General features: G+C 64.3%; 11 protein-coding genes and 1 pseudogene. 6 read left to right on the top strand and 6 right to left on the bottom strand.

Annotation, left to right across the window (positions count from 1 at the left end; genetic code table 11):
• Window positions 1-453 precede the first annotated feature (453 nt).
• Complete coding sequence (locus tag IBX18_RS41710) at window positions 454-1,053, bottom strand: TetR/AcrR family transcriptional regulator (RefSeq protein WP_194815810.1); 600 nt, start codon at window positions 1,051-1,053, stop codon at window positions 454-456.
• A 113-nt stretch (window positions 1,054-1,166) separates the two neighbouring features.
• On the opposite strand from IBX18_RS41710, the gene IBX18_RS41705 reads away from it, so the two are divergent.
• Window positions 1,167-1,988, top strand: a complete 822-nt coding sequence (locus IBX18_RS41705; protein WP_194838939.1) for an SDR family NAD(P)-dependent oxidoreductase — start codon at window positions 1,167-1,169, stop codon at window positions 1,986-1,988.
• 922 nt (window positions 1,989-2,910) lie between these two features.
• On the opposite strand, the gene IBX18_RS41700 is transcribed toward IBX18_RS41705, so the two are convergent.
• Window positions 2,911-3,315, bottom strand: coding sequence for a hypothetical protein (locus IBX18_RS41700; protein WP_194838938.1), 405 nt, complete (start codon window positions 3,313-3,315; stop codon window positions 2,911-2,913).
• Window positions 3,316-3,544: 229 nt separating this feature from the next.
• On the opposite strand from IBX18_RS41700, the gene IBX18_RS41695 reads away from it, so the two are divergent.
• Window positions 3,545-7,378, top strand: coding sequence for a hypothetical protein (locus IBX18_RS41695; RefSeq protein WP_194838937.1), 3,834 nt, complete (start codon window positions 3,545-3,547; stop codon window positions 7,376-7,378).
• Between the two features lie 128 nt (window positions 7,379-7,506).
• Here IBX18_RS41695 and IBX18_RS41690 read toward each other — a convergent pair whose 3' ends face one another.
• The 3 genes and pseudogenes from IBX18_RS41690 to IBX18_RS42985 form a co-directional block, all read right to left on the bottom strand.
• Window positions 7,507-7,935, bottom strand: coding sequence for a helix-turn-helix domain-containing protein (locus IBX18_RS41690; RefSeq protein ID WP_194838936.1), 429 nt, complete (start codon window positions 7,933-7,935; stop codon window positions 7,507-7,509).
• A 380-nt stretch (window positions 7,936-8,315) separates the two neighbouring features.
• On the bottom strand, window positions 8,316-9,092 hold the full coding sequence (locus IBX18_RS41685; RefSeq protein WP_228542613.1) for a YafY family protein: 777 nt from the start codon (window positions 9,090-9,092) through the stop codon (window positions 8,316-8,318).
• Window positions 9,093-9,171: 79 nt separating this feature from the next.
• Window positions 9,172-9,276: pseudogene (locus tag IBX18_RS42985) on the bottom strand (HTH domain-containing protein); the annotation flags it as partial.
• Here IBX18_RS42985 and IBX18_RS41680 point away from each other — a divergent pair.
• From IBX18_RS41680 to IBX18_RS41670, 3 genes are all read left to right on the top strand, one after another.
• Window positions 9,235-9,609, top strand: coding sequence for a VOC family protein (locus IBX18_RS41680; protein ID WP_306796646.1), 375 nt, complete (start codon window positions 9,235-9,237; stop codon window positions 9,607-9,609). The pseudogene IBX18_RS42985 and the gene IBX18_RS41680 sit on opposite strands and share 42 nt — an antisense overlap.
• A gap of 157 nt (window positions 9,610-9,766) precedes the next feature.
• The gene (locus IBX18_RS41675) at window positions 9,767-11,005 is read left to right on the top strand and encodes an MFS transporter (protein ID WP_194838934.1); all 1,239 of its coding nucleotides are present in this window, start codon (window positions 9,767-9,769) and stop codon (window positions 11,003-11,005) included.
• A gap of 541 nt (window positions 11,006-11,546) precedes the next feature.
• On the top strand, window positions 11,547-11,855 hold the full coding sequence (locus IBX18_RS41670; protein WP_194838933.1) for a hypothetical protein: 309 nt from the start codon (window positions 11,547-11,549) through the stop codon (window positions 11,853-11,855).
• A gap of 51 nt (window positions 11,856-11,906) precedes the next feature.
• On the opposite strand, the gene IBX18_RS41665 is transcribed toward IBX18_RS41670, so the two are convergent.
• Complete coding sequence (locus IBX18_RS41665) at window positions 11,907-12,512, bottom strand: chemotaxis protein CheB (RefSeq protein ID WP_194838932.1); 606 nt, start codon at window positions 12,510-12,512, stop codon at window positions 11,907-11,909.
• A gap of 815 nt (window positions 12,513-13,327) precedes the next feature.
• Between IBX18_RS41665 and IBX18_RS41660 the strand changes: the two genes are divergently transcribed.
• Window positions 13,328-13,969 (top strand): hypothetical protein, encoded by a 642-nt coding sequence (locus tag IBX18_RS41660; RefSeq protein ID WP_194838931.1) that lies wholly within the window; start codon window positions 13,328-13,330, stop codon window positions 13,967-13,969.
• Window positions 13,970-14,331 lie beyond the last annotated feature (362 nt).

The raw sequence follows: 14,331 nt of genomic DNA, 5'->3' as shown, positions 1-14,331 counted from the left end.
ACGGCAGCACCGGCCCGAGGCGAGTGAGCCCGCGACGAGCTAGCGTGGCAACGACACAACCGGCAGCTGGGTGTTGCCACGTTTTGTGACAGCAGCTCGGCGCCTCACGAACATCCGGTATTGCCGCATACCGTGCGTTGGTCCAAACGACCAGAACTATTGGAGGGCAAAGCTTTTCAACGCGCGGTAATGCCGATGTCAGCGCAGGTTCCCGCAAGTAGGTCACGGATCTGTTGTTCGGTGGGCTGGGGTTGGGGAAGCGGCCTTGTTCCCGATGGCTGTTCGGCCGTCCATTCGTCGAGCGGGAAGACGCTCACCGCGACTCGGCCGCGATAACCGAGCCTGCGCTCGCGCCTGGCATGATCGGTATCGGACTGGTATCGGTCAGCACGTAAGTCGCGAACTGCTGAAACCGAACCCCGGGTCCTGGCCAGCGGCATTGGAATTAGCTGCTCAGGCCCGGAATGCCCGCAACGTGATGTCGACCAGGGAATCGGCGTATTCGGCGGTGAGCGGCCCGGAGCGATGCAGCCACCGTTGAAACAGCGGGGCGTAGAGCACTTCCAGGACCAGGTCGAGATCGGCGTCGGTAGCGAGTTGGCCTGCCAGTTGTGCGCTGCGCAAGCGGGCCTTCTTGGCTTCGTCCACCGGGCGCTCGAGCTTCTCGTGGAACTGGGCAGCGAGTTCGGGGTCGTTGATGATCTCGGTTTCGAGCGCGCGAATCGGACGTTCGAAGTTCGGGTCGGCGAACTCGGCGGCCGTGGCCCGCATGACCAGTTTGAGGTCGGCCTCGATGTCGCCGGTGTCGGGCAGCTCGATCTGCTGCCCGTCGCCTTCGGTGCTCAGCGCCAGGAACGAATCGAAGATGACGGCGCCCTTGGACGGCCACCACCGGTAGATCGTCTGTTTGCCCACCCCGGCGCGTGCCGCGATGGCCTCGATTGAGACCTTCGCGTAGCCGAGCTCGGAGATCAGTGCGCGGGTCGCCGCGAGGATGGCTTGGCGCGAGCGTTCGCTGCGCCGCGAGTTCTCCGGGTGCCGGGCATCGGTCATGAGTGCAGCATATCAGGTTGGCGAGACGAGACGGTTCGTTTGACAACGGACTATGACTTCCGGCAAGGTAATCGAACCGAGACGTTCCGTCTCAAATGAAGGCAGGAGGCCGTATGAAAACCGGCAAAGTTTGGTTCATCACCGGCGCATCCCGGGGTCTGGGTCGCGCGTTCACCGAGGCGGCCTTGGGCGCGGGAGATCGCGTGGTCGCCGTCGCTCGCAACATCGACCCCCTCGACGATCTGGCCGCCGGGTATCCACAAGGTCTGGTGCGGTTTTCGCTGGATGTCTCCGACCGCGCGGCGGTGTTCGATGGTGCGCGCCGGGCATTCGACGCTTTCGGACAGCTCGACGTGGTGGTCAACAACGCCGGCGGGTTGCTCTACGGCATGGTGGAGGAAGCCACCGAGGAGCAGATCAGGGCTCATCTCGACGTCAACTTTTTCGGTGCCGTCTGGGTGGCCCAAGCGGTGCTTCCGTATCTGCGCGCGCAGGGTTGCGGCCGAATCTTGCAGGTCACCTCGATGGGTAGCACCGGTGGCATGGCAACGGTCGGTTTCTATGGTGCCGGCAAGGTGGCGTTGGACTCGCTGAGCGAAGCGCTGGCCATGGAGGTCGATGGGCTCGGTATCAAGGTCACGATCGTCGAAATGGGCGGTTACGCAACGGGTTTGTTCACTGCGGGCATGACGATGACCGAACCCATTGCGGCCTATGGCGCCCTGCGCACCGAACTCGAAGAGATGTGGGGCGAGGAAACAGGCCCGGATCCGAGCACCGCCGCTCCTGTGATCCTGGAATTGGCGGCACTGGCGAACCCGCCCCGGCGTTTGATCATCGGTAGCCGCTCCTACGACCAGGTCCTGGAGCTGGACCGGACCCGGGCCGGGTTGTATCAGGAATGGGAGCATCTGAGCCGGATGGCTCCGGGCTGATCGCGTGCAGAACGGCAGTGCTGCAGGGTTCGGGGTTGCCGGTCCCACGGCAGAATCTCATTGTGGGAATGCATCCGTGCACAGCGCGCAGGTTCTGGAAGGCGCTCATGGACAACGCCTCCAACTCCAGCACTACCTCGCAGCCGTATTCCGACAGACGGCTGTCGGTGGAGATGCTGGTGGACAACGCACTATAATGCCGCATACCGTGCGTTGGTCCAAACGACCAGAACTATTGGAGGGCAAAGCTTTTCAACGCGCGGTGATGCCGAGTTCAGTATTCCCAGAACGTCACGATGTCCTTGCCGCTGCGCTTGGACTCGCGCAGCAGATCGACATGCCATCCGATGTCTACGAGCCCCAACCTGCCCAGGGCAGTACGAACGACGGGACCACTGGCCTCCCACCGGTCCAACGCCGCCGCGCACACCGCTTTGCTCCAACGCCCACCGCCTCCCCAATGCGGTGCGGAATCTCATCGACGACCCCGCCGCCGAGGAGCTTCGTCATGTCGAGATCCATCCCGACTAGTCCGAAGTGAGCGGCACCAGCGAAGTCGTTGCGCTGGTCTCGTTGCGAGTCTGCAGCGGAAAGATGACGTTCAACGATCACCGGATCGTCAGCGGTACAATCGGGCTCACCGGCAACGTTGCTCTGCAATCCGAGAGCCGGAAAGCCCGGCTGACGAATCCAGTCACGCGCCGCGGTCCCACCAGCGCGGTCGGCAGCCAAGCATTCGACGCCGCGGTACCGAGGTCAGGCTTGACGAGGCCGACATCGCCGCGGTTTGCCCAGATGCAGCGCGCATAGTGGCGGTCAGCGTCGCCGCGAGTAGCCTCCCCGGCTATTGCAACCAGATCCGTGCCGCTTGCGGGGTGCAGGCGGCACGGCTGGCTTCGTGGCGGTCAGGTCGTCTGGTAAATCAGCACGTCCACTTGACGGTTGCGCCGAAGACGTTCGAGCTCAAGACCCGAACCTTCGGGATGGAAGCGCGGTTATCCCACGGAACATCGCCGTAGGCGCGCTGTGCGGCGCCGATTCCGATCGTGAACCACTCCGGTCCCTTGTCGGTGTAGCCGAGTCCTTGGACGACGACTGGCGATGCGTTGCTCATCACTTCGAAGGAATAGCGCTGTTTGTAGCCCTTGTGGCCCATCACGTTTACCCCACCAGATGACTCGGGTCCCCAAGTCATCGGCGCTCCGAAGGCAGTGCCACCGCACCGTTTGGCGGCGTTGGCGTCGGGTGCCAGGCCGACCGTCGGCACAGCGATGGCGGCGGAGGTGACGATCGCGGCCATGATCAGTTTTGCGGTCAACTTCATCATCAGTTTCTCCCTTGCAGCGGAGCCGACGTGCCGGCTACCCGGTCGTGCAGCATCTTTGGCGGTGTTTGCCCACTCAGATTGGTGGGCCGACGTGGCGTTGCACAGGACTGTGGGTGGGGTACGTACAGATCCATACACACAGGTCAGAGCGTGGAATTCGTGAGCTGCGACGAAGCGTGAATCATGTGATCGCCGGACTGGCTGCGGCGCGTCGTGTTCAATGACGAGGGTGAGCGGCACGGGCGGGGAATCATCGAATCCGGATGCGGCACAGATCGGTTCCCGAGAGCAATTCGGCCTCGTGCTGACTGGGATCCGGAAGGCCGCAGGTCTTTCGATCCGCAAGGTTGCGGACAAGGCTGCGGTGCCAGCGCCGACCCTTGGTGGTTGGTTCGCAGGCAAGGCTGTTCCGGCGGCCGACGCAGCGGAATATCTCGAGAAAGTGCTGCAGGTATGCGGTGCTCCCGATCAGTTCGAGGCGTTGTGGGAGGCGGCTAACCGAGTACGCGGTATTGCTCGTCCAGCGCGGCCGGCGAACTCGCCATACCGAAGTCTGGCTCCCTATCGATCCGAGGATGCCGAACTGTTCTTCGGTCGGGACGACCTGATCGCCGAACTCGATGCCCGCGTCGCTGACGGGCTCTCAGGCATAGGGCCTCGGTTGATCGGAGTCCCGGGGGCCTCAGGGTCTGGAAAGTCATCGCTTTTGCAGGCAGGTCTGTTGGTGTCCCTGGCGAAACGTAACTGCCCAGCTCGGTACATGGTCCCCGGCGCCGATCCGTATGCCCAGTTAGACGAGGCGCTCGAAGGACTCGGCAACCCAGACCACGGCACGGTTCTGATTGTCGACCAGGCCGAGGAGTTGTGGACCTACACCGACACCGCCCCTGACGACGATATGCGGATTTCGCCGTCTCGATTCGTGGACCGTTTGGCCGATCTGACCCACCGCGGCGTCGTCATCGTGTTCGCGATACGGGTGGACTTTTTCGCGCACGCCTTCGAAATCCCGGCCCTGGAGCGGGCACTGACCACCGACGCGGTACCGGTCGGACCGATGAGCAGCCGGCAATTGGCGCAGGCGATCACCGAGCCAGCGAAGACGCGCGGCGCGGTAATCGAGCCGGCCTTGGTGACCATGCTGCTGCAGGAACTCGCGGTCGCCGGCGGTGGCGCGCACGATCCCGGCGCATTGCCGTTGCTCTCCCATGCTCTGCACGAGACGTGGGTCGGACGCACCACGGTGTCGAACATGCTCACCGTCGAGCACTACCGCAGCACAGGCGGGATTCGGAAAGCGATCGGCCAGACCGCGGAAAAGGTATGGGAGCAACTGGATTCGCAGCAGCAGAGCGCAGCGGAGCGGCTGTTCACCCGGGCAGTGCACCGCGGTGACACCGGGTTGGCTCGGATCATCGTCCGGCCGGCCGAGCTCGATTGGCTCGATGTCGATCGAGGCGCTACCGAGATGGCGATCGACAAGTTCGTCGCAGCGCGCATGCTGACCACGACTCGTGACGGGGTGCAGATCACCCATGAGGCACTACTGCACGCTTGGGAGAAACTAGGGGAGTGGATCGAGACGGATACCGCGGGGCACGTAATGCATGCGCGCCTTGCCGAACTCACCCGAAGCTGGAACCGAGACGATCCATCGACCCTTCTCAGTGCCGCCCGCACCGAGGATTACCAACAGTGGTCACGCGATCCCGAGGGTCGGATCCTGACGGTTACCGAAACTGAGTACTTGGAAGCGAGCGTGGCGCATCACGCGGCGGTCGCGGAGGCCGAGGCGTTGCGGATCCGACGTCTGCGGATCCTCGTTGCTGCACTAGTGGTCACCGTCGTGGTCTTGATCCCCGTGACAGTCTTCGCTTTTAAATCCCGCTCAGACGCCATATCGGCCGAGCAGCAAGCGCAGACCTCGCTAAACCTGGCGATCTCCCGCCAGGCGATTACAAAGGGCGAGCAAGTAGCTGACAACGATCCCATGCTGGCTCAGCAACTCAGCCTGGTCGCCTATCGCATGGCCCCAACCGTTGAAAGCCGCTCGGCACTGCTCGACTCGACGACATTTCCGATCGCGCGCCGCACTGCGGTACCCGAGCTGACGAACGCCGATTCAGCGGCGCTTTCCACCGATGAAACGCTGCTGGCGGTCGCGGACGGCGCACACGTCCAGGTCATCGACCGTCGGCGGCGCGGTGAGATGTCGCCTCTGGTCCCGCTGCCTGAAATCATTCCGACCCGGCTGAACCTTGAGTTCCGGCCTCGCTCGGCGATTCTCAGCTTCCTGACCAGTCGTTCGGTTCAGTTGTGGGACTTCACCGAACTGTCCGCTCCGCGCCTGGTGCTCGAAATCCTGCATGGTTCAGTCGGCATGGATGTCGACGGATTTTCGTGGTCAGCAGACGGTTCGGAGTTGGCTTTGGCAGATAGGGAGACAATCCGGAGGTGGACAATCGGGGCTTCGCTCGAACAATCTGAGCTATCCCGGCTCCATCGTGAACCCCTCGGCCCCTTGGTGATGGGACCAGGGTTGACCTATAGTCCTGACCGCCGGTGGTTGGTGGGGGTCGGCCCAAATCCCAAAGAAGTGCAGCTCTGGGACACCTCCGCCGTGTTACGGCCGCGGATTCTGCGTGCCCCGGACCCCGTGGAGGGAGCCCTGGCTTTCCAGATCTCGGACGATTCGACGACCCTGACTGTTCGCGGCAGATACTCCACTACCGCGAGGATAAATTTGACCGGTCCAGGAGCACTCACCTGGACCGTAGCCGATGCGACCGTCGCGAATGGGACCGCTGCAGATCCAGGGGTGGCGGCTGCCGAGGACAGTTACAGCCTCGTCGATGATGACAGCGCGGACATCGTCATTGCCGACAGTGCTGGCAGACGCAACACCCTTCCTGGGCCATTCGGAAAGGTTCTGCTGGCACAGCGGTTCGACCCAGCCGTCATCCTTGTCCCCAGCGACGGGTTCATCCGCGAATGGTCGCTCCCTCGGCCGCCGGAACCCCCTGCGGTCGACGTGAGGTTCGATGAAGCTCAGATGGATCAGCGCGCGCGAACAGCATTACTGCAAACCGACGGTGGCCTGGGCATCAGCGTTCTCGATTTGAGCGAACCGGACACGCTCCGAGTACAGGAGTTGAAAACGTCAGACTATGCCCAGACGCCATCGATCACCGCAGATGGCCGGTTCGCGGCTGTCGAATTCTGGGCTCGGTCGGGCAGCCGAGTTCAGATCCTCGACCTGCAGGACTCCGCCCGTCCACGCGCACTCGGTGACGTTGTTGCCTTGGAGGTGCGCCCGACATGGGCACTAGCGGTGACGCCTTCTGCCGATGCAGTGTTCGTCGCCGCTGGGGAGTCGATCTTCAAAATTGACCCCCGAGACCCGACTGCACGACACATGGTTGCCGAAATCCCCAACGACACGGGCGAGTTCGTGTTTGCCATGCAGGTCAGCCCCGATGGGCGGTGGCTGGCCGTAGGCACCTCTCGGGCTGTCATCGTCTATGACACCTCCTCCCTGGAATTCGGACGCCCCGCTGGGTCCTGGCAGGTGAAAGCTCACTGGTTTCGATTCAGTCCAGACTCGGCCACCTTGATATCGGGCACGATCGAGGAGGCCGGCGAGGCAACGCTGTGGGATCTCAGCCAGCCGGGCCGCATGCTGCGATTGTCGACAGTTCAGGGTCCACAAAACCAGGCTGGACATTTCAGAGGCGCTGCAGCCATCAACTCGGCCCGCACAAGACTCGCGTTAGCCACCAGCAATGAGGTGTGGATATGGGACATCAGTGACCCCTCGGAGCCGACAAGTTTTGCCACTCTGCGGAAGTCAGCCGGATCGGTTTCAGCGCTCGCCTACAGCGACGACGACAGCACACTGACTGCACTGCAGAGCGCCAATGGGAAGGCGACCATCCGGACATGGCCCTCAGACACTGCATCGGTCGCTGATGACTTCTGCGAACGGTCATACCCCCGGATCGACAAGTCGGAGTGGTTGCGGTACTTCCCTGACACCGCCTTCACGCCACCCTGCCCGGGCTGACCTGAGATCCCTCATCAGCAAGCCATCCTCGAAACGTCGTCGCCTGATCTGCCACTGATCGCTCGGGGATCTAGCTAGCCGGGCTTCGGGGCACATGGACATGGCGAAGGCGAGCGCGACTCAGCGTTTCATCGTGGTCTGCCGTGGGTGTCGCGGCGTGTGATGCCGTGGCGTTGGAGTGTTGTGCGGATGGTGGTGTGGGCGACGCCGAGGTGGTTGCCGATGCGGGCGAGTGATTCGCCGTGTTGGTAGCGGGTGATGGCGTAGTCGATCTCGTCTTTGGTGAGGTGGCGTTGTTCGCGGATGGTGGCGCCGCTGGTCCGAAGTATGTCGAGAATGCTGCCTTTGCCGAGGCGGTACTTGGCGGCGAGTTGCCTGATCGATGCGCCGGCTTGATATTCGCCGAGGATGGTGGCTCTGTCGTCGTCAGTTAAGCGATGACGTAGCGCGTGGTGTTGTGCTGCGGGGGAGTGGCTGCGTGTGCCCTGATCAGCGGTTTCGCGGTGGATTCGTTCTAGGTTGGTGGTTAGGGTGTCCTGGTTCGAGTAACGTCGCATTAGGTCCACTTCACTCGTAGTCGGCTCATGCTCATGGAGAGCATGAGCCGTTCTCGTTTCGTCTGTCTTGTGGGGGCCGCAGCCCCCACGCCCCGCCCGGCGGGGCTTCGCCTCCCGGACCCCTTCTCGGGTTTGCCTACCCGAGGCCGTTCGCTCCCCGGACCCCCCTTCTTGGGTCCGGCTACCCGAGGCGACGTACGGAAGTCGGTAATTGCGCGCGTTGGGAAGTCATGTCGGGCAACGGATTTGGGCAGTCGGCCAACGCGCGCCCTGCGGCATTTGCGGGTACTCGAGTCGGGTGTAGCCAGCTGTGCCGGAGACGGGTTCATCGGGTCGCCGGTTCGGGTCGGCCGCGCCAGCGTGTGGGTCTACTTGTGGGGTTAGTTTCGGCCGTCGGCGGCCGCGGTGAGTCGGCGGGCGAGGGCGCGCACGGCGTCGTTGAGTGTGTCGGGGTGTTCGATGACGAACGGGCGGTTCAGGCCGGCGAGGACGGGGGGAATCCAGTCGAGTTGTTCGGCCCGGATTCGGACTCGGACCCATGGTCGGGTGTCGGGGGTGGTGAGTCGATCTCGTGCATGGTCGCGATCGTCGCGGGGAGCTGCGGGCGGAGCTGGGTGAGTGTGCCTTGGACTCGGATCGATACGTCGTGTCGATAGGGCGCGGTGGCGAATGCGGACAGGAGATGCGCGGCCGGTTCGAATCCGGTGGGCGCAGTGAACGTTCCGGGCAGTGGTAACCGCGGTGATGCGGTCGAGCCGGAACTGGCGTAGTTCGTCACTGTTGTTGTCCTTCCCGGTCAGGTACCACCGGCCGGAGTGGTCGACGAGTCCGTACGGGTGCACGGTCCGCTCGCTGGCCTGCCCGTTGCGGTCGGTGTAACCGATCGCGACCGGTCGGCGCTCGCGGGTGGCCTCGGCGAGCCGGAGCAGGACGGCGGTCTCGACAGCCACTTCCGGGCGATCGTCGGCGGTGAATTCGGCGGTGTTGATCAGTGCATCCAGCCGGGCCGTCAAACGCGGGGGCAGCACACGGCGGAGTTTGGCCGTCGCGCTGTCGGCTGCGCGGGCTGCTGCTGCCGGCCGGTCGGCGCTGCGGCTGGTGAGGAGCCCGAGTAATACGGCCACTGCCTCGTCGTCGGTCAGCATCAGCGGCGGCATGCGGTACCCCGGGGGCGAGCCGGTATCCGCCGTAGCGGCCCTGCATCGATCGGACCGGGATGTCCAGGTCGGTGAGATGGGTGATGTATCGCCTGACGGTGCGTTCATCGACGCCGAGCCGTCGGGCGAGTTGGCCGACGGTGTGGGTACCGCCGGTCTGCAACAGCTCGAGCAGGGCCAGCACGTGACCGGTGTCGAAGCCGCCTGGGCTACACCGGATTTCGCCGAAATCGCCACACCGGCCGGCACGCTCGCGATCGGAAGCGCCCGCACCGTCGCGCTGTTCGGAGCGGGCAGCGCACGCCCGGCCGACAACCACACCGCGATCATCGAATTCCTGGTCCCCGACGTCGATGCCGATTACCGGCGGTTGCGGGATGCGGTCGAGGACTTCGTCAACGAGCCCACGACGATGCCGTGGGGGAACCGGTCGCTGCTGTTTCGCGATCCCGACGGCAACCTGATCAACCTTTTCACCCCGGTCACCGCGCAGGCCGTCGCGAAGTTCGCCGGTTGACATCCGCTCATCGGTGCGGGTTCAGGCGGTCATCGCACCCGAGCGAAGTCGAAGTCCGTTTCCTGTTCCTGATTCAGCAACAGTTTTTGCCACATTCCAAGTGGGTCACGCACGCTCGAATCTCCCCATCAGCTCGAGCGAAAGTGAATGAAAACCGATGAGTGTCAACCTATCCGACGCCCACAACACCGCGAAGACAAGATTCCTGCCGGTCAGCGTGTACCTGCTGGCGTTCGGCCTTTTCGCCATGGGTAGCGCGGAGTTCCTGCTGGCGGGCGTCTTGCCCGCGGTCGCCGCCGATATCGATGTCAGCATGGCCGCTGTGGGCGGGCTGATCACCAGCTTCGCCATCGGCGTCGTCGTCGGCGGTCCGCCGTTCGCGATTCTCAGCCTCCGCTGGCCCCGGCGCATCGCGCTGGTCGTGACGCAGGTGGGGTTCGCGGTGTGCATCGCGATCGGCCTGATCATCGGCACCTATCCGGCACTGTTGATCACGCGCTTCGCCGCCGGGCTCGCCTACGCCGGATTCTTCGCGGTCGCGGCGTCGACCGCCGTCGGCCTCGTGCCGGCGGACCGGGCAGCGCGCGCATCGGGCGTAGTGGTCAGCGGACTCGGCCTGGCGATGGTCCTCGGCGGCCCCGCCGGCACCCTGATCGGTTACCGGACCGGCTGGCAGGGCGGATTCTGGCTGGTGATCGCACTCACCCTCGGAGCGGCGATCGCGGTCGGCCTGACCATGCCGCAGACCTCCGCGGCGAAGAACATCGACATCGGCACCGAGTTCGTCACTCTACGAAGCACCCGGCTGTGGCTCGTCTACGCGATCACTTTGCTGAGCACCGCCGCCTACATGGTCACGTTCAACTACCTGGCCGAGCTCCTCATCACGGTCACCGGACTCGGTGAAATCTGGGTGGCACCGGTGCTGGTCCTGTTCGGCGTGGGCTCCTACATCGGCTTGGCGGTCGGTGGGCGGATCGCCGATCGTCTTCCACACCGCGCCATGCTCATCGGAGCCGCCGGCATCGCCGCAGCCTCCATACTTCTGGCCGTCGGAGCCGAGAGCGTACTCGTCGTCATTCCCCTCGTTCTGCTGCTCGGTGTCGCCGGATTCGTCCTCAACCCCGCAATCTACGGCCGCGTCTTCGCCCTCGCCGCCGACGCCCCAACGCTCGCGGGCGCCACCACGGTGTCGGCGTTCCAACTCGGGATCAGCCTCGTCCCACTACTGGCCGGATCGGCGTTGGGGGCGGGCGCATCGATCACCGCCATCCCCTGGATCGGCGCGGGACTGGCGCTGCTGAGCGTCCCGCTCGTCGTGCTCGAAAACCGTTCCAGCCGTATCGATGCGGCGTCCTCTCACTCCCACCAGTCGACTGAATTGCCCGCACGCTGACGCCGACGACGACGTGGTATCCGTTCCGCGCCCGGACGGAAACTTCCGGGCGTGGAGCTGTCAGGTGAAGTGCTGCATCTCTCGAGGAAAGCATGTCGACATCATCGATGCTCGAGCGGTCGCACCCAGCCCAGAACGTGACCGAAGCGGCAGTTGGCTGCTTCCCAGAGGGTTCTTCCCACCGGATGCGCTCAGACATCATCGGATGTCCTGCGCCACAGTAGATCTCATCCGTAGGCCGCGACGCCCTGCGGCTAGTTAGACACTTGCTGTCAGGATCAGATTCCGGCCAGGATTTGATCCAGGTGCCCGGTGGGATGCTCCCAACATTCGGCTGCCCACCGTCGGTATTGGTGTGGCTCTCAAACGTTCGTCGGTCTGGCGTCGGGGCCTTGAGATCGCGCGCTCCGCGGCATGACAGGACGTTCCCGGCACGGGGATACATTATTGGTTGTAAGTCGGGCGCGCCTGACAGCTTTTGGCCGCAATCCTTGCCCCCGGTACGCCTGGCCCTGGTAACGGCCTGAGGCATCCTGGGAACATGGCGGCCGACGAACGAATCCACCGGGCAGTGCCCGCTGATGGCAGCCAGCACTTCGAAGCAGGAGCACAACGTGCCCAGGACAAGGACTGGTTCTCAGTCGCGGCGCGGTCGGACGCATTGCGACAGGGTCTGGTCGATGCCGCCCGCAGGCTCGCCGCGACCGAGGACGATGCCGCCCGCCTGTACGGCGAGATCGCGTCTCATTCGCGCAACAGAGCTGACGACGTCCGCCGGTTGGCCGAGCACGCGCGTGTGTCTGCCCGGCGCGCCCGCGAGATCGCCGACCATTATTCACGCGGAGACTGATCCCGCGCGGATGCGGATGGTGTAGGCGACCGCAAGCCCATGACGTGGCGGTCAGGGCGGGGGCTGGTGGTTCTCGACATGGGCGAGTATGGCAGGGGCGATATCGGGCAGTGCCAGAATCTGATCGACCAGTGTGGTGTCGATAGCGGCGCCGGGCATGCCGTAGTGGGCGGAGGTGGTGGCGTCCTGGGCGTAGACGGTGCCGCCGCAGTGGGAGACGGCGCGGATTCCGGCTTGTGCGTCCGAGCCCCTGCCGGTGAGCACGACAGCCAGAGCGCGGGGACCGCAGGTCACGGCGAGGGTGGCCAGCAGAAGGTCGGCGGAGGGGCGGGCCGGGGGCAGGGCGCCGGTGTCGATGAGCCCCAGTCGCGCTTGCGAGGTGACCAGCAGATGCCGGGCCGGTGGCGCGATCAGCACGGTGCCGGTCACGAGTGGGTCGTTGTTGCGGGCGTCGCGTACGGGCAGCGCTGTGCGCTGGTCGAGGATGGCGGCCAGTCGGCTCGGGTGCTCGGGGCTCGAATGCTGTGACACCAGAACTGCGGCGGCCAGACCGGCAGGCAGAGGCGCCAGGACTTCGGTGAGGGCTTCGAGCCCGCCGGCGGAGGTGACCAGGGCGACCACGGGGAACTGTAGTGGGTAGCGGTCGGTAGTGGGCATCGACTGATCATCGTCCCCTTCTGCCGGAGTCAGCGTGAAGACCGGAATAACTCCTCACGACTGGTCTCCGGGAACCCCCGCAGACGCGCCGAATCCTCATCCGCGAACACCCGCGTCGCGACGAACCCCCAACCTCCGACATACCGGCCAACCGCATCGGCAGCCAAGCACCAAACACCCCCGCCCGCAGCCCAAACCAGCGAATCAACCCAGACCAGGGACGACGCCATATCCGTTGGCTTTTGCGCAGTCCGGAACCCCCTCCTGCGTGAGCCCAGCTGAAGGTGATGGCGAAATTCGTCTGTACCGACCCGCCCGGATCCGGGCCGAGGCCGAGGCCGAGATTCCCCGGTAACTGGTGTCATTGATGGCCTGTACAACCAGGTGGCTTCAGGCCGCGCGGGTCGCGGCATTACCGTGCATTGGGAACTGGAGTGATCACTCGAAATTAGCGGACGGGTACGGCGATTCCGCCGAAGCGGGCCCGGCGCGGCCACTCGCCGACTTCGGCGCGGCTGGGAGCGAGCCCTGACGACAATGCTATGGAGCCGCCTATCGCTCGTCTCGGAGTCCTTGACCCGACGCGACGAATCCACCCGGTGAATTGTCAGGACCTCGTCGAACCGGCACGGACACACTGCGGCCCACGTGAAGATAGTGCCGCTCACGCCGAGTTCAGGCGGGACGGCCAGCCCGCACCCATCCAAACCGTGCGCAGTCTCGAATCCTGTTCGGCTCTTCTGACAAGTTCGAAAACCGTCCGCGGAGGTCCGCGGACCGGCTGACCCGTCGATGAATCCCGAGGAGACGACTACATGCGCAAAGAAGCGACCGTACGCAGAGCCGCACTCGCGGCGCTGGGGTTAGCCAGCACGCTGACCATCCTCACCCTCTGCGCTCCGGCCGGTGCGGTTCCCTTCGGCGATGCGGCCCCGGCGGACCCGCCCTCAGCTTCCGCCGAGGCGATCAGCGACCAACCGGACTGGGTAATCGACCCCAAGGTGAAGACGGTAGACGCCTTCGACAAAGGTAAATGGGGAAAGCTGAGCGGGAAAGTCGCGACCGCCGCGTGCGACAACGCTAAAAAGTTCACCGACTCGGGAATATCGCAGTGGTGGGATACCTTCGATATTTCACCTCTCGCCTTCAGGCAGTCGCCCACCAAAGCGGCGATAGCCCGCGTCTTCAACCCCGACAGCAAGTTTGCACCGCCGGTTGGCTCCAGCGATGCGGACCTCAAGCGGCACGCGCTGGACAAGTTCTGCCACTCGGACGAAGTGCGACGAGAATTCCTCAATGCTTTGAAGACATTTTCCGAGCGTTATGGCGAGAAGCTCAAGCCGGGCATGGACACCGACTATGCCCTTGTCCAGTTCGATATAAAGAAGACACAGATGCAGGAAGCTCTGCTCATCGAGGAAGGCTTCCTCAAGAAGAATGAGGACGACGGGCTGTAAACGCGACCGCCGGTGATCGCTCGGTCGAGTTCGCTGCGGGCCGAGAGCCTCCGACATCGACGTGTCCGGTGGCGTCTGCGGCGAGCTCGGCACCTACCCTGTCAACCGATCTCCGGACAGCCATCCCCACACGACGCGCGTGGTTATCGGCATTTCAGGGCGTCACTGATGCCGAGACGATCTCTGCCCGTTGATCTCCCGCAGACCCGCGCTACCCTCCTCGGACCGCGCGGGTCGCGGCATAGAAAGACGTTTAGTGCGTCGGTTTCGGGGACGTGGGGAACGTCCTCCTGATGCGCTTGTCGGGCTTGGTGTCCCATCGCAAGAGCAGGAGGACGTTCCATGAGTAACGGTAGCGGTGT

It is taken from the genome of Nocardia sp. XZ_19_369 (assembly GCF_015355715.1).
Taxonomy (GTDB): domain Bacteria; phylum Actinomycetota; class Actinomycetes; order Mycobacteriales; family Mycobacteriaceae; genus Nocardia.
Note: the sequence above shows the minus strand (reverse complement) of the source record. Positions and strands in the feature narration are given on the sequence as shown.